At 75.2% G+C, this 23,694-nt stretch carries 22 protein-coding genes; 18 read left to right on the forward strand and 4 right to left on the reverse strand.

The annotated features are described in order from the left end of the window. Window positions 1-4: 4 nt before the first annotated feature. The 8 genes from WCD41_RS11875 to WCD41_RS11910 are packed head-to-tail and all read left to right on the forward strand — an operon-like array spanning window position 5 to window position 7,920. A complete protein-coding gene (locus WCD41_RS11875) occupies window positions 5-322 on the forward strand; it encodes a BMC domain-containing protein (protein ID WP_337713635.1) in 318 nt (105 codons plus the stop codon). Further along, the gene (locus WCD41_RS11880; RefSeq protein ID WP_337713636.1) at window positions 319-567 is read left to right on the forward strand and encodes a EutN/CcmL family microcompartment protein; all 249 of its coding nucleotides are present in this window, start codon (window positions 319-321) and stop codon (window positions 565-567) included. Before WCD41_RS11875 ends, WCD41_RS11880 begins: the two co-directional genes overlap by 4 nt. Continuing rightward, window positions 564-1,652, forward strand: coding sequence for a PEP/pyruvate-binding domain-containing protein (locus WCD41_RS11885; protein ID WP_337713637.1), 1,089 nt, complete (start codon window positions 564-566; stop codon window positions 1,650-1,652). The genes WCD41_RS11880 and WCD41_RS11885 overlap by 4 nt, the downstream gene beginning before the upstream one ends. Then, entirely contained in the window at window positions 1,642-3,465 is a 1,824-nt protein-coding gene (locus WCD41_RS11890; RefSeq protein ID WP_337713638.1) for a PEP-utilizing enzyme, read from the forward strand. The genes WCD41_RS11885 and WCD41_RS11890 overlap by 11 nt, the downstream gene beginning before the upstream one ends. Further along, complete coding sequence (locus WCD41_RS11895) at window positions 3,462-4,169, forward strand: HAD-IA family hydrolase (protein WP_337713639.1); 708 nt, start codon at window positions 3,462-3,464, stop codon at window positions 4,167-4,169. The genes WCD41_RS11890 and WCD41_RS11895 overlap by 4 nt, the downstream gene beginning before the upstream one ends. Next, window positions 4,166-4,609 carry a RidA family protein gene (locus WCD41_RS11900; protein ID WP_337713640.1) on the forward strand — a complete coding sequence of 148 codons (444 nt, stop codon included), beginning with the start codon at window positions 4,166-4,168 and terminating at the stop codon, window positions 4,607-4,609. Before WCD41_RS11895 ends, WCD41_RS11900 begins: the two co-directional genes overlap by 4 nt. 4 nt (window positions 4,610-4,613) lie before the next feature. After that, the gene (locus tag WCD41_RS11905) at window positions 4,614-5,279 is read left to right on the forward strand and encodes an alpha/beta hydrolase (RefSeq protein WP_337713641.1); all 666 of its coding nucleotides are present in this window, start codon (window positions 4,614-4,616) and stop codon (window positions 5,277-5,279) included. A gap of 34 nt (window positions 5,280-5,313) precedes the next feature. Further along, complete coding sequence (locus WCD41_RS11910) at window positions 5,314-7,920, forward strand: ATP-binding protein (protein ID WP_337713642.1); 2,607 nt, start codon at window positions 5,314-5,316, stop codon at window positions 7,918-7,920. Here the strand turns inward: WCD41_RS11910 and WCD41_RS11915 are convergent, their stop codons facing one another. Then, window positions 7,921-8,364 (reverse strand): nuclear transport factor 2 family protein, encoded by a 444-nt coding sequence (locus WCD41_RS11915; protein WP_337713643.1) that lies wholly within the window; start codon window positions 8,362-8,364, stop codon window positions 7,921-7,923. Between the two features lie 120 nt (window positions 8,365-8,484). On the opposite strand from WCD41_RS11915, the gene WCD41_RS11920 reads away from it, so the two are divergent. The 6 genes from WCD41_RS11920 to WCD41_RS11945 all read left to right on the forward strand — a co-directional run bounded on the left by WCD41_RS11920 (window position 8,485) and on the right by WCD41_RS11945 (window position 12,910). Continuing rightward, window positions 8,485-9,771: an alpha-hydroxy-acid oxidizing protein gene (locus WCD41_RS11920; RefSeq protein WP_337713644.1), complete on the forward strand. Its 1,287-nt coding sequence runs from the start codon at window positions 8,485-8,487 to the stop codon at window positions 9,769-9,771. A gap of 19 nt (window positions 9,772-9,790) precedes the next feature. Then, entirely contained in the window at window positions 9,791-10,552 is a 762-nt protein-coding gene (locus WCD41_RS11925) for a histidine phosphatase family protein (RefSeq protein ID WP_337713645.1), read from the forward strand. A gap of 79 nt (window positions 10,553-10,631) precedes the next feature. Continuing rightward, the gene (locus WCD41_RS11930; RefSeq protein WP_337713646.1) at window positions 10,632-10,928 is read left to right on the forward strand and encodes a hypothetical protein; all 297 of its coding nucleotides are present in this window, start codon (window positions 10,632-10,634) and stop codon (window positions 10,926-10,928) included. Further along, window positions 10,925-11,587: a DUF4383 domain-containing protein gene (locus tag WCD41_RS11935; protein WP_337713647.1), complete on the forward strand. Its 663-nt coding sequence runs from the start codon at window positions 10,925-10,927 to the stop codon at window positions 11,585-11,587. The genes WCD41_RS11930 and WCD41_RS11935 overlap by 4 nt, the downstream gene beginning before the upstream one ends. An 83-nt stretch (window positions 11,588-11,670) precedes the next feature. Further along, a complete protein-coding gene (locus WCD41_RS11940) occupies window positions 11,671-12,474 on the forward strand; it encodes an enoyl-CoA hydratase (protein WP_337713648.1) in 804 nt (267 codons plus the stop codon). 34 nt (window positions 12,475-12,508) lie between these two features. Next, complete coding sequence (locus WCD41_RS11945; RefSeq protein WP_337713649.1) at window positions 12,509-12,910, forward strand: VOC family protein; 402 nt, start codon at window positions 12,509-12,511, stop codon at window positions 12,908-12,910. Window positions 12,911-13,029: 119 nt separating this feature from the next. On the opposite strand, the gene WCD41_RS11950 is transcribed toward WCD41_RS11945, so the two are convergent. Then, complete coding sequence (locus WCD41_RS11950) at window positions 13,030-13,764, reverse strand: hypothetical protein (protein WP_337713650.1); 735 nt, start codon at window positions 13,762-13,764, stop codon at window positions 13,030-13,032. 167 nt (window positions 13,765-13,931) lie between these two features. Here WCD41_RS11950 and WCD41_RS11955 point away from each other — a divergent pair, with 167 nt between their 5' ends. Genes WCD41_RS11955 through WCD41_RS11965 form a run of 3 tightly spaced genes read left to right on the forward strand, consistent with a single transcriptional unit; the run spans window position 13,932 to window position 16,468 of the window. Further along, window positions 13,932-15,086, forward strand: a complete 1,155-nt coding sequence (locus WCD41_RS11955) for a sensor histidine kinase (RefSeq protein WP_337713651.1) — start codon at window positions 13,932-13,934, stop codon at window positions 15,084-15,086. Next, window positions 15,083-15,754 (forward strand): response regulator, encoded by a 672-nt coding sequence (locus tag WCD41_RS11960; protein ID WP_337713652.1) that lies wholly within the window; start codon window positions 15,083-15,085, stop codon window positions 15,752-15,754. Before WCD41_RS11955 ends, WCD41_RS11960 begins: the two co-directional genes overlap by 4 nt. Window positions 15,755-15,811: 57 nt before the next feature. Beyond that, window positions 15,812-16,468, forward strand: coding sequence for a winged helix-turn-helix transcriptional regulator (locus tag WCD41_RS11965; protein ID WP_337713653.1), 657 nt, complete (start codon window positions 15,812-15,814; stop codon window positions 16,466-16,468). 3 nt (window positions 16,469-16,471) lie between these two features. On the opposite strand, the gene WCD41_RS11970 is transcribed toward WCD41_RS11965, so the two are convergent. Continuing rightward, entirely contained in the window at window positions 16,472-17,353 is an 882-nt protein-coding gene (locus tag WCD41_RS11970) for an enoyl-CoA hydratase-related protein (protein WP_373695134.1), read from the reverse strand. Between the two features lie 230 nt (window positions 17,354-17,583). On the opposite strand from WCD41_RS11970, the gene WCD41_RS11975 reads away from it, so the two are divergent. Beyond that, complete coding sequence (locus WCD41_RS11975; protein WP_337713655.1) at window positions 17,584-17,829, forward strand: hypothetical protein; 246 nt, start codon at window positions 17,584-17,586, stop codon at window positions 17,827-17,829. A 166-nt stretch (window positions 17,830-17,995) separates the two neighbouring features. Here the strand turns inward: WCD41_RS11975 and WCD41_RS11980 are convergent, their stop codons facing one another. Further along, window positions 17,996-23,650, reverse strand: coding sequence for an ATP-binding protein (locus tag WCD41_RS11980; protein WP_337713656.1), 5,655 nt, complete (start codon window positions 23,648-23,650; stop codon window positions 17,996-17,998). Window positions 23,651-23,694: the final 44 nt, after the last annotated feature.

Raw genomic sequence — 23,694 nt, forward strand, 5'->3', positions numbered from 1 at the left:
CCCGATGGCGGAACGTGGTGCCCGCGCGATCGGCATCCTCGAGACCCGCGGCGTGGTGGCGCTCGCGGCGGGCATCGAGGCGATGATGAAGACCGCCGACGTCGAGACCGTGACGGTCGACCGCGTGTCGAGCGGCTACCTGGCCGCGGCCGTGCGCGGGTCGCTGGCGGCGGTCCGCCAGGCGATCAACGCGGGCTCGGCCGCGGTCGAGCAGTACGGCGAGCTGCGGGCGGCGCAGGTGTACCCGAAGCCGCACGGGGTGTCGGTCGGGCTGCTCGAGAACGGGAGTGCGGACCGCCTGACCCGGGCCATCGAGTCATGATCCTCGGTGAGGTGGTCGGGCGCGTGTGGTCCGAGCGCGAGGTCGAGGGGCTCGGCGGGACGCGCATGGTGATGGTGCGCGACCAGGACTCCGGGGCGCAGCGGGTGGCGGTCGACCTGCTCGACGCCGGGATCGGCACCACCGTGCTCGTCGCCACCGACGAGGCCGCCGCGGCTGTGACCGGGCGCAGCTGCGTCGACGCCGCGGTCGTCGCGCTCGTCGCCGGGTGGGACGGCAGCTCATGAGCGGGCCGTGGATCCTGGGCCTCGCCGACCCGGCCGTCGCGGACGTCGCCGCCGTCGGCGGCAAGGGCGCCGGGCTGCACCGGCTCGTGGCGCTGGGCGCGCGGGTGCCGTGCGGGTTCGTCGTCACCACCGACGCGTTCCGAGCGGCGCTCTCCGACGCGCACGACGCGGAGGCGCCCCTGCGGGACCTGGCGCCGGACGCACCCATCGACCAGGTCGAGCGCGCGGCGGCCCAGGCCCGGGCCCGGCTGCTGCGCGCGGCCACCGCGGGCCCGGTCCTCGACGCGGTGCGCGCGGCCTACGACGGGCTCGCTGGCGGGGTCGCGCGGGTCGCGGTGCGCTCGTCGGCGGTGGGCGAGGACGCGGCGGGCGCCTCGTTCGCCGGGGAGCACGACACGTTCCTCGAGCTGCGGGGCCGGGACGCCGTCGCCGACGCCGTGTGCCGGTGCTGGGCCAGCCTCTACACGGCCCGCGCGGTGTCGTACCGCGAGCACGCCGGGACGGGGTCGGCCGGCGCGATGGCGGTGGTCGTGCAGGAGATGGTGCCGGCGCGCGCCGCCGGGGTGTTCATGACCCTGAACCCCGCGAACGGCGACCGCTCCACCGTGGTCTGCGAGGCCGTCTGGGGGCTGGGGGAGCCGCTGGTCTCCGGCATGGTGACCCCGGACCGGTTCGTCATCGACAAGATCAGCGGCGAGGTCGTGCGCCGCGAGGTGGCCACGAAGGAGCGCTGCCTCGTCCGCGACCCCGAGCATCCCGGCACCCACGAGACCGACGTCCCGGCCGACCGTCGCGAGCAGCCGTGTCTCGACGACGCCGAGCTCGCCGAGATCCTCGAGCTGGCGCGTCGCGTCGAGCGTGACGCCGGGGTGCCGCAGGACGGCGAGTTCGCCGTCGCCGAGCCCGGGGGCCCCGCCCGCGTCCACCTCCTCCAGACCCGCCCGGAGACGGTCTGGAGCACCCGCGCCCCGCGGGCGGCGACCAGCGGCGCCCAGTCGGCGCTGTCGGCGGTGCTCGCGACGCTCACCCGCGGCGCGACCGCGACCCGCCCGACGCCCGAAGGGACGCCCGACCATGCCGGCTGACCGTTTCCCGAGCCCGTTCGAGATCGAGACCCCGCCCGGCGCCGAGGGCTGGGAGTCGATGTACGACTGGTACCACCTGTTCGGCCCGGAGCGCCGCGAGCTCGACGAGGGCCGGTTCTGGTTCGCCGACCGCCTGCACCACCCCGACGTCCTGCACCCCTACGACGAGATCCAGTGCGAGTGCTGGTGGCAGGCGCTGGGCGCCTTCAACACCCGGATCTTCGCGATGCCGCCCGCGTTCGGCGTCGACCAGCGGATCGTCAACGGACGGCTCTACGTGACGCCGGTGGCCGCGCCCGCCGAGGACATCGGGGCCCGCGCCGAGGAGTTCGGCCGCCGCGCCGGGCACTACTACGAGCGCTGGGACGCGATCTACGCGGAGTGGAAGGAGAAGGTCACCGCGAAGCTCTCCGAGATCCGGGAGATGCGGTTCGACCCGCTGCCCGACCTGGAGCCCGAGCGCACCGTGTTCGACCACGTCGGGCACTCGGCGGGGTTCCGGATGATCCGCGACTTCGACCGTCTCGTGCTGACGATGTACGAGACCTACCAGTACCACTTCGAGCTGCTCAACATCGGCTACGCGGCCTACCTGACGTTCTTCGCGCTGTGCCGCCAGGCGTTCCCGGACATCTCCGACCAGTCGATCTCCCGCATGGTCGGCGGGCTGCGCGTCGAGCTCTACCGGCCCGACGACGAGCTCAAGCGCCTGGCCAAGGAGGCCCAGCGGCTCGGGCTCGTCGAGCGCCTGTCGGGCACCGAGGACGCGGCGTCGCTCTTCGCGTCGTTGCGATCGGACGCCGCGGGCGCCGAGTGGGTGGCGGACTGGGAGCGCACCGCGGACCCGTGGTTCCTCATCAACACCGACCCCGGGCACCCCGGCGGCTACCACACGTACCCGACCTGGGCCGACCAGCCGGACATCCCGCTGACCTCGGTGCGCGAGTACCTGCGCCGGCTCGAGGACGGCGAGTCGATCGACCGCCCGACCGACGAGGTGCTCGCCGAGCGCGACCGGATCACCGCCGGCTACCGCGAGCTGCTCTCCGAGGCCGACCGCGCGACATTCGACGAGACGGTCGCGCTGGCCCGCCAGGTGTTCGCGTTCATCGAGGAGCACGTGCTCTACATCGAGCACTGGATGTGGGCGACGTTCTGGGCCAAGTCGCACGAGCTCTCCCGCGCGCTGGCCGCGATGGGCGAGATCGACGAGCCCGAGGACATGTTCTTCCTGCGCCGCTACGAGGTCGCCGAGGCGATCTACGACTGCGTCGCGGCGTGGTCGGTGGGGTCCCGGCCGCGCGGTGCGGACCATCTCCGGTCGACCATCACCCGGCGCCGCGAGATCTACACGGCGCTGCGGGCGTGGGAGCCGCCGCCGGCCCTCGGGCCGCCGCCCACACAGATCGACGAGCCGTTCACGGTGATGCTCTGGGGGATCACGACGGCGTCGGTGGCGGAGTGGCTGCGCGCCGACTCCGAGGACGGCACCCTGCGCGGCACCGCGGGCTCGCCCGGCGTCGTCGAAGGGCCGGTGCGGGTGGTCACGCACCCCAACGAGCTCCCCGAGGTGCAGCCCGGCGACGTGCTCGTCTGCCCGGCGACGTCGCCGGCGTGGGCGCCGGTGTTCGCCCGCGTCGCGGCCACGGTGTCCGACGTCGGCGGGATCATGAGCCACACCGCGATCGTCTGCCGGGAGTACGGCATGCCCGCGGTCGTCGGGACCGGCAACGCCGTGTCGACGCTGCGGACGGGCCAGCGAGTGCGGGTGGACGGGAACACGGGCGTGGTCACGGTCCTGGAACCCGCATGACGACCTGCGCTCCGCGTCCCCCCGGGCCGCCGGAGCCGAACCCACCGGACGCCGTGCGGGCCGGGCGGCGACGGGCGCTGCGCCGGACCCGGACCGCGAGCGGCACCCTGCTGCTCGACATGGGCGGGGTCGTCATCCCGACGCTGTTCGAGTCGACCGACGTCCCCGGCTTCCCGGCCGGCCCGACGGGGGAGGACGCGGACTACCGATCGGTGGAGGCCGGCGCCTCCCCGGAGCGGGACTACTGGGCACGGTTGTCGCAACGGCGCCCCGACCTCGACATCGGCGCGCTGTGGCGGGACTGTTCCTACGTGCGCGGCGAGGTGCTCGGCCTCATCGCGCGGCTCGCGGGCCGGGTACGGGTCGTGGCGTTCACCAACGACATGGCGCACTGGTTCGGCGACGACTGGCCGTCGCGGTTCCCGGCGGTGGCGCGGTTCGACGGCGTGCTCGAGGCGGCCAAGCTCGGCGTCCTCAAGCCGGACCCGGAGGCCTTCCGGGTCGCGGCGCGGGCGCTGGGTGAGGACCCGCGGCGCTGCCTGTTCGTCGACGACCTCGCCGCGAACCTCGACGGCGCCCGCCGCGCGGGGATGGCCGCGGAGCTGTTCGAGGTCACCGACCCGGCCGGGTCCGTGGCCCGCGTGGCGCGGGCGCTGGGCCTGCCGGCGGAGGAGCCGGCGCGACGTCGGGTGTGGTCGCCGTGACCCCCGAGGAGCAGCTGGCCGAGCTGGGGCTGACGCTGCCGCCGCTGCGCCGTCCGGCCGGGCACTACCGCGGTTGGACGACGGCCGGCGACGTCCTGCACCTGGCCGGACAGGGCGCCGACGGGCACACCGGGCGGCTCGGCGCGGACCTCTCCGTCGCCGACGGCTACGCCGCGGCGCGGGCGTGCGCGCTCAACCTGCTCGCCCAGACCCGCGATGCGCTGGGCTCGCTCGACCGCGTCGCCCAGGTCCTCGTGCTGCGGGGCTACGTCGCGTGCACCGAGGACTTCGTCGACCAGCCCGCGGTGATCGACGGGGCGTCCGACCTGCTCGCCGCCGTGTTCGGCGAGCGCGGTGAGCACGCCCGGACCGCGATCGGGGTCCGGGCGCTGCCGAAGGGGTTCGCCGTCGAGCTGGACGCGATGCTGCGTGTGCGTTGAGCGGGTGTCCTACGGGGCGGATGCCTCGCAGTTCGTCGATGTCTACCCGGGTGCCGGACCGCCCGTCGTCCTGCTGCACGGCGGCTTCTGGCGGGCGCGGGTCGCGCTCGACCACATCGCCCCGGTGGCGGCGGACCTGCACGCGCGCGGGCATGCGGTCGTCAACGTCGAGTACCGCCGCGTGGGCCAGGGGGACTGGCCGGCGACGCTGGAGGACGTCGAGACGGCCGTGCGGCGGTTCGGCGAGCGGGCCGTGCTCGTGGGGCACTCGGCCGGCGGGCACCTCGCGACCTGGGTGGCGTCACGGGTCCCGGTGCTCGGCGTGGTGGCGCTGGCCGGCGTGCTGACCCTCGCCGACGCGGCCCGCGAGGGCATCGGCGACGGCGCTGTCCAGGACTTCGTCGGGGCCGGGCCCGACGAGGCGCCCGAGCGCTACGCCCTCGCCGACCCCGCGGCCCTGCTGCCCTTGGGCGTGCCCCTGCGGTCGGTGCACGCACCCGACGACGACCGGGTCCCGTTCGCGATCAGCCGGGCCTACGTCGCCGCCGCGCGGGCCGCCGGCGACGACGCGGTGCTCGTCGAGGTGCCCGGCGACCACTTCACGCTCGTCGACCCCGCACACGCCACGTGGCCGGCCGTGTACGGACAGATCACGGATCTGCTCGGCTAGTGCGGAGGTGCTGTGACCTGCGACGATCGTCGAGGTGAGCACCGCCCTGCTCGAGCGTGCCGGCGAGCTCGAGGCCCTCGACGCCGCGCTCGCGTCCGCGTCCGACGGGCACGGCGGCGTGGTGCTGCTCGCGGGCGAGGCGGGAATCGGCAAGACGAGCCTGATCCGGTCGTTCCTCGACCGCGTCCCGGCGGGGACCCGCGTCCTCGCCGGGGCGTGCGACGACCTCGTCACGCCCCGGACGCTCGGTGCGGTCCGCGACGCCTTCGCGGGGCACTCCGCGCACCTCGACCGCCTCCTCACCGAGGGCAGCCGCGACGACGTGCTCGTCGGGGTGCTCGCCGAGCTCGCCGACGGGGACCGCCCGACCGTGCTCGTCGTCGAGGACGTCCACTGGGCCGACGACGCGACCCTCGACGTCCTGCGCTACGTGTCTCGGCGGATCGAGCGGACCCCGGCGGTGCTGGTGGTCTCCTACCGCGACGACGAGGTCGGTCGTGACCACCCCGCGCAGCGGCTGCTCGGCGGGCTGGCCGGGACGTCGGTGCGCCGCGTGGTCGTGCCGCGGCTCTCGCACGCGGCGGTGGCGGCGCTCGCCGGCGCGCGGTCGGTCCAGGTGTTCGCGCTCACCGGCGGCAACCCGTTCTACGTCACCGAGGTCCTGGCCGCCGGCGGCGAGACCGTGCCACTCACCGTGACCGACGCCGTGAGGGCCCGGGTCCACGGGCTCCCGCCGGCGACCCGGAGCGCGCTCGAGCAGCTGGCCGTCGTGCCCTCGCAGGTCGAGCTCCCGCTGGCCCGCGCGCTGGTCGGCGACCTCACCGTGCTCGCCGAGGCCGAGCGCCGCGGGGTCCTGGAGGTGCGCCCCGACGCGGTCGCGTTCCGGCACGAGCTGGCGCGCCGGGCGGTGGAGGACGCGCTGCCCGCGAGCGAGCGGATGCGGTCGCACGCCGTGGTCCTGGAGGCACTCCTCGCGCGGGACGGGGTCGACCTGCCCCGCGTGCTGCACCACGCCGTCGAGGCCGCCGACGACGAGCGGGTCGTCGAGCTGGCCCCGCGGGCGGCGGCGCAGGCGGCGCGCGACGGCAGCTATGGCCAGGTCGTCGGGTGCCACCGGCTGCTCCTCGCGCGCGAGCACCTCGTGCCCGCCGCCGAGGTCGCGGCGGCCCACCACCAGCTGGCGGACGCGCTCTGGGCGATGGACGAGCCGACCGAGGCGCTCGAGCACGGACTGGCGGCGGTGCGGATCCTCGAGGAGCTCGGCGACGTCGTCGGGCTGGGCGAGGCCCTGATCGTGCTCGGGCCCGCGCAGTGGTCGCTGGCGCGGACCGCCGACGCGAAGGCGAGCCTGGCGCGGGCGGTCGCGCTGCTCGAGTCGGTGCCGGAGACGCCCACCCGGACCTACGCGCTGCTGTGGCGCTCGGTGCTGCTGACCATGGCCGGCGACGAGGACGTCCTCGCCGCGGCCGAGGCCGCCGCGGCCTCCGCCGAGCGCACCGGCGCGCCCGAGCACCTCGGGATGAGCATGACCTGCCTCGGCCGGGCGCGGTTGATGGAGGGTGAGCACGACGCCGGCCTCGAGCTCATGCGCCGGGGCCTCGCCGCCACCCGGGCGGCCGGCGCGCACACCTACACCCTCATCGCCCACGGGCTGCTCGTGCTCGACCTGTTCGCCCTCGCGCGCTACGACGAGTGCCGGCGCCACCTCGACGAGGCGATCGCCTACGCCGAGGAGCTCGAGACCTGGTTCCTCGCCACCTCGTGGCAGGCGGTCGGGCACCGCCTGCGGGCGGTGCACGGGGACTGGGAGGGCGCGATCGCGGGCCTGCGCGAGATCGCCGGCGCCCGGGGTGAGCCGGAGCGCGGTTCCCTGCGTTACGCGCTCCCGCCGCTGGCCCGCCTGCTCGCGCGCCGCGGCGATGACGAGGCACCGGCGTACCTGGCGTGGACGCGCGACCTCGCCGCACGCGCCGACTGCTACGACATCTGGTGGGCGGCCGGGCTGCTCGAGATCGAGTCGGCGTGGCTCGCCGGGCGGCCGTCCGAGGCCGACGACGCGGTCGCCCGGCTCGGCGCCCTGACCGCCCGCCCCGGCCGCGAGCTCGACCGCGGCGAGCTGGCCCGCTGGCAGCGGCGACTCGGACGCACGGTCGCGGTGCCGGCGGGGGCCCGTCCCGTCCACGCCGCCGGCATCCGCGGCGACTGGCGGACCGCGGCGGCCGCCTGGGAGGCCGACGGCGCGCCGTACCACCAGGCCCTCGAGCTGCTCGACGCCGGCGAGGCCGACCCGACCCTGCAGGCCCTGCGGATCCTCGACGGGCTCGGCGCGAAGCCGGCCGCCCGGATGGCCCGGCAGCGGCTGCGCGCGCTGGGCGTGACCCACATCCCGCGCGGCCCCTACGCGGCCACCCGCGCCAATCCGGCCGGCCTGTCCGACCGCCAGGTCGAGGTGGTGCGCCTGCTCGCCGAGAACCTTACCAACGCCGAGATCGCCGCCCGCCTCGTGATCTCCGAGAAGACCGCCGACCACCACGTCTCGGCGATCCTCGCGAAGCTCGGGGTGCGGACCCGCCGCGAGGCCGCCGCGGTCGCCCGCTCGCTCGGTGTCGTGCCCGAGCGGCGCCGAGCCCCGCGCGCCTGATCAGGCGTGCGGGTAGCCGCGCTCCGCGTACTCGAAGCCGCCGAGCTCCAGGCGCGTCATGTCCGGGGCCTGGGGCGACGCGTAGTAGGCGCGGATTTCGGTGATGCGGCCCTCGTCGTCGAACTCGTACCACTCGGCCCCGCGCAGGATGACGCCGAGCGAGCCCTTGTGGTGGGTCCACTCGCACACGGCCTGGCGGCGCGGCTCGTCGACCACGATCGCATCGACGGTCCACGACGACCCGCGCTCGCGCACCGCGGTGGCCCAGCGCTGCCCGATCACGCGCGCGCCGACCCAGGGCCCGTCGTACATGTCGGGCGGGAAGAAGTGCCGGGCGCCCGCCGCGAGGTGGGCCGCGACGGCGTCGGCATCCCCGGCGGTGCAGGCGTCCATGTAGCCCCGCACCGTGGCCTCCAGCTCGGCCGACGTCGTCCCTCTGCCCACGATGGCCTCCTGATCTCGATCCGCCGCGCGAGGATGCGGATTCCCTGACGTCCGACGCAAGCGTGGCCCCCAGGCCGGAACACCACGGCCGCGCGAGGATGGGTGCGTGAGGATGACGGCGTGAGCCAGAGCGGGCGGGTGCGGCAGGACGAGGTGTACCGGGCGGGGATCACCGGGCGGCGCCCGGCGGTGCCGACGGCGTTCCCGGCGCTCGAGCGGCGGGCGCGGTGGGCGATGTCGCGGCGCGCCCACGCCTACGTCGCCGGCGGCGCCGGGAGCGAGGAGACCGTCCGCGCCAACCGCGCGGCGTTCGAGCGGTGGCGCGTCGTGCCCCGGATGCTGCGCGGGGTGGGGGAGCGGGACACCGCGGTGGAGCTGTTCGGGCGCCGTCACGAGCACCCCCTGCTGCTCGCGCCGATCGGGGCGTCCGACCTCGTGCACCGCCGCGCCGACCTCGCGGTGGCCGAGGGCGCCGCGCACGCGGGCGTGTCGATGATCGTGTCGAACCAGGCGGGCTTCCCGATGGAGGAGATCGCGCCCCGGGCCACGGCCGGCTGGTGGTCACAGCTGTACTGGTCGACCTCCGACGACCTCGTCGACAGCTTCCTGGCGCGCGCCGAGGCCTCCGGGGCGGGCGCGGTCGTCGTCACGCTCGACACGACGACGCTCGGCTGGCGCCCCCGTGACCTCGACCTCGGGCACCTGCCCTTCGCGCGCGGGCTCGGCATCGCGCAGTACACGTCGGACCCCGTCTTCGCGCGGCTGGCGCAGGAGACCGCCGACGGCCCGCGCCGCTCGAGCCCGCGACCCACGCCGGCGGCCGTCCGCACGCTGCTCGAGATCAGCCGCCACCATCCCGGCCGGTTCCTCGACAACCTGCGCTCGCCGCTGCCCCGCGCGGCCGTCGAGACGTTCCTGCGCGTCTACTCGCGCCCCACGCTCTCCTGGGACGACATCGCCACGCTGCGCTCGCGCACGCGACTGCCGGTGGTGCTCAAGGGCGTCCTGCACCCCGACGACGCCCGCCGCGCGCTCGACCACGGCGTCGACGGGGTCCTGGTCAGCAACCACGGGGGACGCCAGATCGACGGGTCGGTGCCGACGCTGGACGCCCTGCCCGGCGTGGTGGAGGCGGTCGCCGGGCGCGCGCCGGTGCTGCTCGACTCCGGGATCCGCAGCGGCGCCGACGCCGCCCGCGCGCTGGCGCTCGGCGCGACGGCCGTGTGCCTCGGGCGTCCGTGGGTCTACGGGCTCGCGCTGGCCGGCACGGCGGGCGTGGCGCAGGTCGTGCGTGACGTCCTCGCCGAGCTGGACCTCACGCTCGCCCTGGCCGGGGCCCGCACGCCCGCCGACGTCGAGCTCGAGGCGTTCGCGAGCGCGGAACCCGCCGCGCGACCGGCCCGGTGATCACGCCAGGGTGGTGGTCATGACCCGGGTGCTGCTGATCCGTCACGGCGAGACCCACGGCTACTTCGACGACGTCGGGCTCACCGAGCACGGCGAGGACCAGGTCCGCGCCAAGGCCGAGGAGCTCGCGGCGGACCTGCCGGAGTCGGCCGCGGTGGCCTTCCCCCACGCGCCGACGGCCCGGGCGACGGCGACGGCGCGCGGGCTGCGCGAGGTGCTCGCGTCCCGGCGGCCGGACCTCGCGCTCGGCGAGCTCGTCACCGACGCGCGCTTCGACAGCCTGCAGTTCCTCCACGACGGCGCCGCCCGCGAGTCGTCGGGCGTCGCCGCGCACCGGCTGCGGTTCGAGGAGAACGGCGGCGGGCGTCCTGACTGGATCACCGCCTACGACCGCTTCGACACCGACTACGGTGCCGGCTCGCGCCTCGGCGGCCCGATCGACCGCTGGATGGACCTCGTGAGCCTGCACTTCGAACCACCGCAGGTGATCGCCTACCGCGCCTGGGCGGGCGTGCGTGCCCTCAGGGCCGGCGGGGACGAGCGGGCCGTCGCCCTCGTCTCCACCCACTCGGCGCTCCTGCGGGGTTTCGCCGCGGCCGCGCTCGGCCACGACCCGGGCGAGCCGCGCAACCTCGAGCACGTCGAGATCGTCCACGACGGCCGGCGGGCCGTGGTGACGTTCCGCGGCGAGTCCGTCGAGGTCGGGGTGCCCCTCGAGGTGCCGCCGTGGCTCGACCCGTCGTACCTCGACGCGGGGGAGCGCGCGGCGCGCCGCTGGTAGCGCCGCGGGTCGACGTTTCGGTTGCTCCCGAGCGGCCGATGCTCCTGGGACACCGTCGACCGTTCCGGGAGCATCAGTCATGTCCCTCGCCGACACCCTCGCCCGCTGGCGCGCCCGCCTGACCGGCGAGAGCGGCCCGGTCGGCCCGTCCCACGCGACGCAGCCCACCGAGTCGGACGCCGGCCACGACCCGCGCACCGCCGCATCCCGGGTCACCGGCGGCGCGCACCCGGAGAACGAGGGCGACCAGGGGTCGGTCACCGGCACCGGCGAGACCGACGTGTTCGTCGGCCGCGCCGCCGGGCAGGACCCGGGCTACGCGGGCGAGACGGGCGCCGAGGCCCGCCGCGAGGCCGAGCAGGGTGACCGGCGATGAGCACCGGTGACCGCGTCGTCGGGGTGCACCGCATCGGCGCCGTCGTGGTCGCACTCGTCATCGCCGCGTTCGGCGTCCTCGGGATCGTCGGCGGGCTGTCGTTCTTCGACACCGAGGGCGCGCCGGTGCTGGGCCTGTCGACCAACGGAGCGCTGTCGACGGTCTCGCTGGTGACGGCCGTCGTGCTGATCGTCGCCGCGATCCGGGGCGGGCGCCTCTCCTCGACGGTGATGATGGTGATCGGGACGCTGTTCCTGGTCTCGGCCTTCGCGAACCTCGCGGTGATCGGCACGCCCTACAACCTGCTGGCCTTCCGCCTGCCGAACGTCTTCTTCTCGATCGGCGCGGGGATGGTGCTGCTGTTCACCGGCGCCTACGGCCGCGCGTCGGCGAAGCTCCCGCCCGACAACCCCTACAAGCAAGAGCGCCGCCCCGACGACCCCGAGGACCACGGCGACGCCGCCGAGGCCCCGGAGGACGCGCACCGTCAGCCCCGCCCGTCCTCGCCGGAGGAGGCCGACGCGGACGCCGCGATGGCCGAGGCCGAGCGGGCGCTCGCGCAGGGCGCCGCCGACGACGACCAGCGCCGCCGCCTCGCGGCCGCCGACCACGCACGGACCCACGAGGAGCGCCGCGCGATCTGGATGCAGGGGGCCTGACCCCCGACCCCTCCGGCCGGAGGGGGGGCGCGCGGGCCGTCCCGATCTGGTCCTGGTCGCGCGCGACTGATAGACGTGGACGCATGAGCGCGACCGCCGCCGAACCCACCGTCTCGCAGGCCGTGCGCGTCGAGGTCGACGGACCCACCGCGGTGCTGACGCTGGACAACCCGAAGCGCCGCAACGCGCTGTCCGTCGCGACGATGACCGAGCTGACCGCGGCGCTGCGGGACGTCGCGGGCCGTGACGGCGTGCGGGCGATCGTGCTGCGCGCCGAAGGGCCCGCCTTCTCCGCCGGGCACGACCTCTCCGAGATGGTCGACCGGACGCTCGAGGAGGAGCGCGAGGTCTTCGCGGTCTGCACCGACCTCATGACCGCGCTGCACGCCGTGCCCCAGCCGGTGATCGCGGCCGTGCAGGGCGTCGCGGTCGCCGCCGGCTGCCAGCTCGTCGCCGCCTGCGACCTGGCGATCGCCGCGGAGGGCGCGGTGTTCGGCACGCCGGGGGTGAAGATCGGGTTGTTCTGCTCCACCCCCATGGTGGCGGTGACCCGCGCGATCGGGCGCAAGCGCGCGATGCAGCTGCTGCTCACCGGCGAGACGATCGACGCCGCCACGGCCGCCGACTGGGGCCTGGTCAACCAGGTCGTCGCGGCCGGCGAGCTCGACGCCGCGGCGCGGACCCTGGCGGCCAAGGTCGCCGACGCCAGCGCCGTCACCCTGAGCATCGGCAAGGAGGCGTTCTACCGGCAGGTCGACCTGCCCGAGGACGCCGCCTACGAGGCGATGCGCGAGACGATGGCGACCAACGCCATGACCCGCGACGCCCAGGAGGGCATGTCGGCCTTCCTCGCGAAGCGGGCCCCGATCTGGCAGCACCACGACTGACCGTCCGCTCTTCGAGGCAAAGGAGCCCGATCCCATGGCCTTCCCCGGCCTGCAGCACGTCGCGATCACCGTGTCCGACCTCCAGCGCAGCACCGAGTGGTACAGCCGCCTGTTCGGCGCCGACCCGGTGCTCGACGAGGACGAGGAGGGCGGCGAGTTCCACCACACGGTGTACGCCCTCGACGGGGGCCTGCTCTTCGGCCTGCACACCCACCAGGGCCGCGAGTCGAAGGACCGGTTCGACGAGCACCGCACGGGCCTCGACCACGTCGGCTTCGCGCTGAACGGCACCGCCGAGCTCGAGCAGTGGCGCGACCGGCTCGACGAGCTCGGCATCAGCCACGGCGGCATCAAGAAGGCGCACTACGGCTCGGGCCTGTCGTTCCGCGACCCCGACGGCATCGCCCTCGAGTTCTTCATCGCCCCCGGCACCTGAGCCGACCCCTGTTGCAGCGAACGTGCTGTTCGCTGCTTCTAGGCGCGCGAAGTCCGCGTTGATCAGTCAGATGATCACCGGCGCGTTCGTTCGTTTACGGGGTGCGGCGACGGGGCGGGTCAGGCGGCGGCGAGCTCCTCGCGACGCACGCGGGCCGAGGCGCGCTGGAGCAGGCGGACGCCGACGACGATCATCGGCGCGGTCGAGACGAACATGCCGAGGAGGATGCCGAGGCCGCCGGGCAGGGGCACGAAGAACCCGGCGAAGCCGATGACCGAGGCGGGCAGCAGCCACCAGCTGACGACGCCGGCGCGGGCGAGGGCCGCGATGACGAGGGGAATGCCGACGAAGCCGACGAACCGCCCGGTGAGCTGCCAGGTCGAGATCCACGGGTCGCCCCACACGCCCTCGGTCAGCGCCGTCGCCGCGTCGAGCGGCATGCTCCGGGCCGCCGCGCCGGTGAACCAGTCCGACATCAGGAGCCCGGAGAGCTGGATCGCGGAGAACGACGTGAGGATCGCGGCGACCGGCACGACCACCCTGCCCTTCGGGCCCCGCACCAGGCCGATGACCGCGAGGACGCCGAGCGCGAAGGCCACCCACGAGTAGTGCAGGAGCCCCGCCGAGAGGGCCGTGAGCCAGGGGTCCGCGCCCAGGCTCGCGACGTAGTCCCTCGCCGCGTCCGAGGCCTGCGGCGGTGATGTCGCGATCCCCGCGGTGAAGAGCAGCGGGAACGCGATCAGGGCGAGGCCGGCGGCGATGCGGACGAACGCGGGCGAGCCGGGCGCCGTGTCGGCGGTGCGGTGCGTGCCGGCGGTGGCGATGACGTCGGTGCGGTCGCTGACGGTGCTCATGGTGGCTCCTCGTGGTCTCGTTGCTCTCATCGAGCGATACGAGAAGCCTAGGAAGCCGCCTACGATCACGGATCGTGTCTGCGGTCCGTGATGATCCTGCGCGAGTCCACCCCGGGTCATCCCGTGGGAGGACCCGCCCGGCGGCGGGGCCACCTATCGTCCGCGCGATGAGCCCGTTCGCCACCCGCCTCGCGATGTCGGTGGGCGGGGCGGCGCTGGTGACGGCGGCGTGCGTCGTGGAGGCGCTGACGTACCGGCAGACCTCGCTCGGGGCGGTCCTGCTCCCGATGGCGGTGCTCATCGCCGGCGCCGCTGCGGCGCCGTTCGTCCCCGCGGTCGGGGTGGTGGCCGCGGCGGTCAGCTTTCCGTTCCAGGTGTTCCTGGTCCCCGACTCGCCGGGCATCGGCGGCACCGCGCTGATCACCATGATGGTGCTGATCGCCTACGGGGGCCTGCGGCTGCGTCCGCGCTGGAGCGCCCTGGGAGCCGCGCTCGCCGCACTGAGCGCCGCCGCGTCGATCGTCGTCGACGGCGAGTCCCTGTTCGAGTTCGTCTTCTTCGCCGCGACGATGGGTGGCGCCTGGTCGCTGGGCTGGCTGCTGCGTCGGGAACGGCGACGGGGCGCCGAGCTGCGCGAGCTCGCCGCCGCGCTCGCCGCCGAGCGCGAGCGCTCCGGGCGTCTCGCGGTGGTCGAGGAGCGCGCCCGCATCTCCCGCGAGCTGCACGACGCCGTCGCGCACACCGTCAGCGTCATGACCCTGCAGGTCGGCGTGCTGCGCCGCCGCCTGCAGGAGACCCCGGAGGGGGAGGTGCTGCGCTCGGTCGAGGAGCTGGGCCGGCGCTCGGTCGACGAGCTGCGCCGTGTCGTCGGCGCCCTGCGCGAGGAGGCCGACGCCGGGGACCGGGACCCGGCACCGTCGCTCGCCCGGCTCGACGCCCTGGTCGCCGAGCTCGACCGGGTCGGGCTCGCCGTCACCGTCCGCCACGAGGGCGAGCCGGCCACGCTGACGCCGGCGATGGACACCTCCGCCTACCGGATCGTCGCCGAGGCCCTCACCAACGTCCTGCGCCACGCCGGCACCGCCGAGGCCGAGGTCGTGCTCACCCACCGCCGCGAGTCGCTCGCCCTCGCCGTGCTCGACCGCGGCTCCGGCCCGACCGCCGCGTCGTCCGACGACGTCCACGGCGGCCACGGCCTGCTGCACATGCGCGAGCGCGCGGCCCTGTTCGGCGGCACCCTGCACGCCGGGCCCCGCGACGGCGGCGGCTACCGGGTCGAGGCCGTCTTCCCGCTCGCGGTGATCGCGGTGGTCCCGGCGTGACCGACACCCCGATCCGCGTCGTGCTCGCCGACGACGAGACGCTCGTGCGCGCCGGGCTGCGCATGCTGCTCGAGGGCGAGCCGGACCTCCTCGTCGCGGGCGAGGCGCCCGACGGCCGCGCCGCGGTGCGCGTCGCGCTCGACGCCCGCGCCGACGTCGTCCTCATGGACGTGCGCATGCCGGGCCTCGACGGGATCGGCGCCGCCCGGGCGCTCGCCGAGGCCGGGTCGCCGGCGCGCGTGCTCGTCCTGACCACCCTCGACGAGGACGAGACGCTCGAGGCCGCCCTGCGTGCGGGCGTGGCCGGCTTCCTGCTTAAGACCGCTCCGCCCGAGCAGATGCTCGACGCCGTCCGCCGCGTCGCCGACGGCCAGGGCGCGCTCGACCCGTCGGTTGTCCCGCGGGTGGTCGCGGCCGTCGCGCGCGGTCGGCCCCGCCCGGAGCCGCCCCGCGAGCTGGCGACGCTCACCGCCCGTGAGACCGAGGTGCTCGCCGAGGTGGCCCGCGGGCTGTCCAACGCCGAGGTCGCGGCCCGCCTGCACCTGGGGGAGACGACGGTGAAGACCCACCTCGGGCGCGTGCTCGACAAGCTCGCCCAGCCCGACCGGCCCCGGCTCATCGCGTGGGCCTGGCAGCACGGGGTGGTCACCGCCGAGCACGGATCGTGATGGTCCTACAAAGCAACTTCTCGGGTCGGTAGCCGTATCCGGTGGTAGGGTGCGGCTATGGCTGCACGACGGGACTACTTCGACGGCTGCGGCGCGGCCCACGCGCTCGACCTCGTGGGCGAGCGGTGGGCGCTGCTCGTGGTGCGCGAGCTCGTGCTCGGCCCGAAGCGCTTCACCGACCTGCGGACGGGCCTGCCGCACGCCAGCCCGAACGTGCTGTCACAGCGGCTGCGCGAGCTCGAGGACGCGGGCGTGCTGCGCCGGCGCCGCCTGCCCCCGCCCGCCGCGTCCGCGGTGTACGAGCTCACCGAGTGGGGCCAGGAGCTCGAGCCGGTGCTCCAGGCGCTCGGCCGGTGGGCCGCCCGGTCGCTGCCCGAGTCCGACAGCATCAAGGTCGACTCGTTCATCCTGTCGCTGCGCACGATGTTCCTGTCCGAGCTCGCGGCCGACGCGGACGTGACGCTGCAGCTCGTCCTCGACGACCAGCCGTTCCGGGTGCGCCTCGCGCACGGCGAGCTCGACATCGAGCGCGGCGAGCGGCGCGACGCCGACGTCACCGTCCGGTGCTCGCCGACCACGCTCGCGGGTGTCGTCTACCAGGGCCTGTCGGTGGCCGACGCCGAGGCCGACGGCCTGCTCACCCTCACCGGCGACGTCGCGGCGCTCGACCGCCTCATCGCGTCCGTGCAGCTGCCCGAGCCGCTGCCCGCCTGACGATCACGGCCGCGCCGGCCACTCCGGCACCAGGTCGGTGTGGTCGCGCGTGCGCCGCAGCGGGAACGCCGGGGCGCGCTTCTCGAGGAACGCGGTGACGCCCTCGGCGGCGTCGGCGTCGCGCCCGAGCTCCACGATCGCCCGCGAGTCCAGCGCGTGCGCCTCCCACGGCGAGGCGGCCGAGAGCATCGACCACATCATCTGCCGGGTGACGGCCACCGACACCGACGACGTGTTCTCGGCGACCTCGCGCGCCAGCGCGTAGGCCGCGTCGAGCAGGTCCTCGTCGGGGACGACCCGCGAGACGAGCCCGCCCTCGAGCGCCTCGCGGGCGCCGAAGACGCGGCCGGTCATCGCCCACTCCATCGCGCGCGAGATGCCCACGACCCGCGGCAGGAACCAGCTCGACGCCGCCTCCGGGACGATGCCCCGCCGCGCGAACACGAACCCGAAGCGCGCCGACGCCCCCGCCAGGCGCACGTCCATCGGCAGGGTCATCGTCGCCCCGACGCCCACGGCGGGACCGTTGATCGCCGCGATGACGGGCACGCGCAGCGCGGCGAGGCGCAGCGACACCACGCCGCCCCGGTCCCGCCCGACGCCGTTCACCTCGCCGTAGCGCTCGGCCTTGGTCTGCGACGGGTCCCGGCCCCGGTCGTCGAACGTGCTGCCGCCCTCGCCCAGGTCGGCGCCGGCGCAGAACGCCCGGCCCCGCCCGGTGATCACGAGCACGCGCACGGCGTCGTCCGCGTCGATCGCGTCGCAGGCCGCGACCAGCTCGTCGCACATCCGGCCGGTGAACGCGTTCATCCGCGCCTCCCGGTCGAGCACGATCGTCGCGATCCCGTCGGCCACCGAGTAGTCGATCTCGGTGTACTCCTCCACCGGCACGCCGCACTCCCGTCCTCGATCGCCGCAGGCGCCGCACTCTCCCGCCGCCGACGGTAACGGTCAACCCTGACTGGAGACGAGGAGTGCTCGGCTCGGACACGGGACGATCTCGGGACCCGCCAGGCGTGGACATGCCCCGTTCGGGGTAGGAAGGTCAGACGTCCGGGTCGACGGTGCTGTCACCCGTTCCCCAACCGGCGCCCCCGAGCGCCCGAGGAGGACCCGTGACCACCCTCATCTCCGCCGCGACGGCGACGACGCTCCCCACCGAGGAGGTCGTCGTCGGAGTCCCCGACACCGTGGACGCCGCGACCCTGAGCTGCCGGCTGCACGCCGTCATCGCCGACCCCACCACGCTCTCGGTGACGGTCGAGGCCGGCACCCGCGCCGGGGCCGACGACCTCGGGCGCGTGCTCGACTGCGCCCGCGGCGCCGCCGACGGCCGGGGCGTGGGCTTCACCGTGAGGTAGTGGCTGTCGGACCCCCCTGCTTTCCTGGAGGCATGTCGTTCGTCCACGGCCACGCGCGCGAGTCGGGGTGGGTGATGTCCCACTACCGGCGGCCGCAGCACGCCGGGGACGACCAGCTCGATCTCGCCCTCCCCGCCCCGCGCGCCGGGGACGGGGAGGACGAGCGTCAGGACGAGCCCGGGGACCCCGACGACGAGGACGAGCCCCGCGCCAGCGTCTTCTCCATCCCGCGCGCCACGGCCTCGACGAGGTAGGGCCGCAGGCGCGCCGGGTCGACGATCGCGTGCACCGAGCCCATCTCCTGGGCGCGGGCCACCGAGTGCAACGTGTCGAACTCGTCGGCCACCTCGCCGAGCTTCTCCGAGCGCACGACCGGGCGCACGCTCGCCAGCTCGCCCCGCAGCTCCGCGACGTCCTCGCCGCGCTCGAGACGGTCGCTGATGCGGCTCTCGAGGTCGGCGACACGCGGGTCGGCGCCGGTGCGCTTGGCGACCTCGCCGGAGAACACCACCGCGGCCGCCGGCGCCCCGCCGATCACCGAGGCGTAGGAGCCCTCGACGGCGGCGACCTCCATCTCGTCGTTGAGCGTCCCGGAGAACACGACGAAGGCGCCGCCGTGGTAGCGCGAGACGACGCAGAAGACGATCGGCCCGTCGAAGTTGACGACGGCCCGGCCGATCTCCGCGCCGTACTCGAGCTGCAGCCCGCGCAGCGACTCGGGCGAGCCGTCGAAGCCCGAGAGGTTGGCGAGCACGACCACCGGCCGGTTGCCGCTGGCGGCGTTGATCGCCCGGGCGGTCTTCTTCGACGAGCGCGGGAAGAGCGTCCCCGCGGTCCACTGCGACGGCCCGTCGACCGGCGGCGGGCCGTGGCGGGGCAGCGGCTTCGACTCGATGCCGATGAGCTCCACGGGCTGCCCGCCGAGGTGGGCGTCGAGCACCACGACCGACTCGGCGGCCTGCATGTCCGCCCAGCGCTCGAGGGTCGGGTGGTCGGCGTCGGCGACGCCGCTCATCAGCGAGCGGATGTCGAACGGCTTCTTGCGCTCGGCGTTCGACGCCGGATCGAAAATCTCGCCGAGCACCGAGAACCCGTCGCCGTGGTGGGGCGCGGTGCGCACGTCGCGCTCCACCGGATCGGTCGACGGGGCGCGGCGGGGGAAGCGCTCGCCCGGCACGACGTAGGTGTGCCGGTAGTGCGCGAGCAGCACGTCGACCGCGCCCGAGAGGTCCGGCGCCCAGTACTGGGCCTCGCCGTTCGGGCCCATGATCCGGTCGTAGCCGCCGATGCCGTAGTTGTCCTCGGCCGAGACGCCGCCGGAGTAGTCCAGTGACTGCTTGCCGGTGAGCACCATCGCGGAGTCCGGGGTCATGACGAGCACGCCGCGGGTGTGCATGAGCATCGTCGCCTCGGCGTTCCAGTAGGGCTGGGCGCCGACGTTGATGCCGGTGACGACGACGTTGATCTCGCCGCCGTCCTGGGTGAAGTCGATGATCGCCCGCAGCACCCGCGAGATCCAGTCCATGTTCTCGGTGCCGGAGTCCATCGCGATCTTCGCGCCCGCCGACACCGCGTACCACTCGATCGGCACGCCGTGCTCGCGCGCGAGGTCGATGGCGGCGAGCACGCGGCGGCACTCGGGCTCGGCGATCGCCCCGAGCGCGCGGGTCGGGTCGCCGAGCAGCACCACGCGCGTGAGGCCCTCGGGCTGGCGCACGGTCGGTGTGGTCACCATGCCGAGCACGAAGTTGGCGGTGTTGGCCCCGTAGGGCCGCTCGACCGGCACCGGCTGCTGGGTCCCGGGGTCGAGGTCGTACTCCGTGAACGTGCCCGGGTCGCCGCCCGGGTCGGGGCTGCGGGTCATCAGCGGGACGAGCTCGTAGGGGTAGAGCGCCCCGCGGCGGGCGGCCTTGATGACCTTCTGCGTGTAGGCGTCCAGCTCGCCCATGGGGTGGCTCGGCGGCGCGGTCACGCGCAGCGTCAGGCCGGCGCCGGGCGGGCGGGACATGCGCAGCAGGAACTCGCCGTCGGGCGTCCGGAACCGCACCATGACCTGCTCGATCCCCAGCGACTCGGTCCGCGGGGCGAGCGTGCGCACGATCCCGTCCAGCTCGGCGAGCGGGACCTCGACGAGCGGCCAGACGTAGAGCAGCACCCGGTTCCAGCGCAGCGCCGCGAGGTCGGCGTCGGCGGCGCGGGCCGAGCGCAGGCTGTCGAGCGCCGCGTCGAGCACGGCCTCCACCTGCGGCAGCGCGCGCACCGCCCCGTCGTCGCCGCGCAGCACCGTGAGGTCGCGGACGTCGCCGGTGACGATGAGCCTGCGGTCCTCGGGCACGTGGCGGCCCTGGGCGTGGAACAGGTGCACGTCGGTGGCCGACGGCAGGCGGGTGAGCTCGAAGTCGCGCAGCCGCCATAGGCCGAGCCGCTCGGCGACCATGGGGTGCAGGCCGCGGAGGGTGCGGTCCTCGACGGGCCGGTGGTCCTCGGGGCGGAAGGTGAACCAGCTCGTCGCCGCGCCGCCCTGGTCGCCGTCGTGGACCGTGCCGCGGATGCCCACGGTCACCCGGCCGACGGCGTCGGGAACCGTGCCGATCGAGTCGCGGATGCGCGCCGCGCGCTCGTCCGGGCCGTCGGGTGCCTCGGGCCCGCGCGGGGAGGTGACGTAGAGGTCGATGAGCACGGTCTCGCCCGTCGGGAGCGCCTCGACCAGCCGGTGCAGGTCGGTCGACACCGTCGACGGGGCGTTGGCCCCGTCGGGCTGGTCGACCGTCGCGACCGTGGCGACGACGACGTAGGAGTGCCCGTCGTGGGTGTAGCGCGCCGTCAGCAGCGGGCGGCCGTCGTGCTCCTCGACGCGCACGTCGCCGACGTCGCGGATGAGCCCGTAGTACCGCCGGGTCATCACCTCGAGCATCACGGCGTGGTGGCGCTCGGAGAACAGGCCGAGGATCGGCTCGCCGGAGGCCACGATCTCGTCGATCTGCCGCGACCGCGTCGCGGTGTCGTCGGCGAGGGCGTCGAGCTCGGCGCGCACCCGCTCCTGGGTCTGCTCGCGCTCGGCCTCGATGAGTGGCGCGTCGAAGCAGCGGAACCGCACCTGGCGGGCCAGGTCGCCGATCTGCGGGTGCCGCACCTGCGTCGCCGCCACGAGGTGGTCGAGCACGGTGCGGTAGCCCTCGGCATCGGCGGTGACCGACTCCGGGCGGCGCAGGCGCGCCCGCAGCAGCGCCGCGACCACGGGCTGGTGGGCGCCGGCGCGGCGGTGGGCCAGGAACATCCGGTAGAGCGCGGGGCCGAGCAGCTCGGGCGCCGCGGTGAGGTCCGGGACGCCGTAGTGGGCGAGCGCCCGGCGCAGCTTGAGCCGGAACGACTCCGGCAGCACCTCGGCGTCGGCGTCGCGGGAGCGCAGGTAGGCGTACAGGTACTCCTGCGGGTTGCGCGTCGACTCCTCGTCGACCGCAGTGTCGTCGAGCTCGCCCGGCCCGCCCTCGAGGCGGCGGTTGCGCGAGAGTGCGGACAGGTCCGCGACGATCCGCAGGATGCCGATCTCGTCGCGCAGCAGGTCGGGGTCGTCGGCGGGCAGCTCCTCGCGGGCGCGGTCGAGCGCGTCGAGCAGCGGGCGCGCCTCGCGCTCGTCGACGTCGTAGCCGAGCACGAGCGCCCGCAGGGCCGCCAGCGCGTCCCTCGCCCGGGTGCGGGCGTCGGCCTGCTCGTCCTCGGGCAGTGGCGTGACGAGGGCCGCCAGGCTCACCCGCTCGTCGCCGCCGGACTCCTCGGCGTCGTCCTCGGCAGGCTCGAGCCGGATCAGCCGTGACCCGCCCTCGACCTGGGTGTTCGCGTCGACCAGCACCTCGGCCACCCGGCCGGACACCGGTGCCCGCAGCGCGGTCTCGAGCTTCATCGACTCGACGACCGCGACCGCGTCGCCCTCGGCCACGGTGTCGCCGGGGGAGACGGGGATCGACACGACCATGGCCGGTGCGGGTGCGCGCACGAGCCCGGCCTCGCCGCCCGCGATGCGGTGGACGGCGCCGTCGACCTCGACGAGGTAGTCCGGGCCCTGGGCCACCGAGAGCACGCCGAAGGTGCGCCCGCCCACGGTCAGGCGGCGCTCGAAGCGCCCCGAGCGCTCCACGACGACGTCCACGCCGGACCCGTCACCGTCGCCCACGAGCACGACCCGGTAGTGCGACGGCCGGGTCCGCGCCACGCGCAGGCGGTAGGACTCGCCGACGACGCGGACGTCGACCTGGTGCCAGACCTCGTGGCCGACCTCGGGCCGTCCGCGCTCGGCGGAGAGGAACAGGCGGCCCTGCTGGCGGAACTCGTGGGCCTCGTGGGCCTCGACCGCGGCCGCGAGCAGCGCGATGTCGACGCGGCGGGGCGGGGTGTAGCCCGCGGCCATCATCCCGTCGAGCCAGGAGGTGTCCGCGGTGCCCTCGGTGACCTCGGGGCGCGAGAGCAGGTCGAGCAGGAAGGCCTTGTTGGTGGTGCCGCCCTCGACGACGACGGCGGTCTGGCGGATCGCGCGCGACAGCCGGGCCCGGGCCTCCTCGCGGGTGCGGCCCCAGGCGATCACCTTGGCGATCATCGAGTCGTACTGGGGCGGGATGACGTCGCCCGTCGCCACGCCGGTGTCGACGCGGATGCCCGGACCGGCGGGCAGCACGAGGTGGCGGATCGCGCCGGGGGCGGGGGCGAAGCCGCGCTCGGGGTCCTCGGCGGTGAGCCGGGCCTCGATGGCGTGGCCGGAGGCCGGCGGACGGATGGGGTCTTGCATGATCGTGTCCCCCAGCACGTCGCCCAGCGACCCGCCCATCGCCACGTGCAGCTGCAGCTTGACGACGTCGACGCCGGTGACGGCCTCGGTGACGGGGTGCTCGACCTGGAGGCGGGTGTTGACCTCCATGAACGAGAGGACCTCGTTCGCCGGGTCGTAGAGGAACTCCACCGTGCCGGCGTTGACGTACCCGGCGGCGCGGGCGAGGTCGGCGGCGCTCTGGCGCAGCAGGCGGTCCTGCTCGGCGTCGAGGGCCGTGGAGGCCGACTCCTCGATGACCTTCTGGTTGCGGCGCTGCACGCTGCAGTCGCGCACGCCGAGCGTCACGACGCCGCCCGCGGCGTCGGCGACCACCTGGACCTCGACGTGGCGACCACCGCGCACCGCGCCCTCGAGGAACACCGTGCCGTCACCCGCCGTGCGCTCGCCCTCGGCCGAGGCGCGGGTGAAGGAGTCGTCGAGGTCCTCGGCCCGGGCGACGTAGCGGATGCCGCGGCCGCCGCCGCCCGCGGTCGCCTTGACCATGAGCGGGAAGCCGATCTTCTCCGCGGCCTCGCGGGCGGCGTCGACGTCGGGGACGGGCCCGCCGCTCCAGGGCGCCATCGGGACGCCGACGCTCTCGGCGATCCGCTTCGACTCGATCTTGTCGCCGAGCCGCTGCATCGTCTCCGAGCTCGGCCCGACGAACGTGACGCCCAGCCGCTCGCACAGCGCCGCGAACTCGGCGCGCTCGGAGACGAAGCCCCAGCCGGGCCAGACGGCGTCCACCTGGCGCGAGACGAGCGCACGCTCCAGCTCGGCGAGGTCGAGGTAGGGCACGGGGCCCATGTCGTCCGGGTCGTCCGGGCCGATGAGGACGGCCTCGTCGGCCTCGCGGACGGCCATCGCGTGGCGGTCGACCGCCGTGTGCACCGCGATGGTGCGGATCGGGGGGAGGACGCCGGAATGCTCGACGTTCCACTCGCGGACGGCGTTGATCAAGCGCATCGCGGGCTCGCCACGGTTGACGATCGCCAGGCGCTGGAACGGACGAGGCGGCACGATCGCCGACCCTAACGGCGACGGACGGGCCACGCGGAGTCCTC

It is taken from the genome of Actinomycetospora aeridis (genome assembly GCF_037400275.1).
GTDB classification, from domain to species: domain Bacteria; phylum Actinomycetota; class Actinomycetes; order Mycobacteriales; family Pseudonocardiaceae; genus Actinomycetospora; species Actinomycetospora aeridis.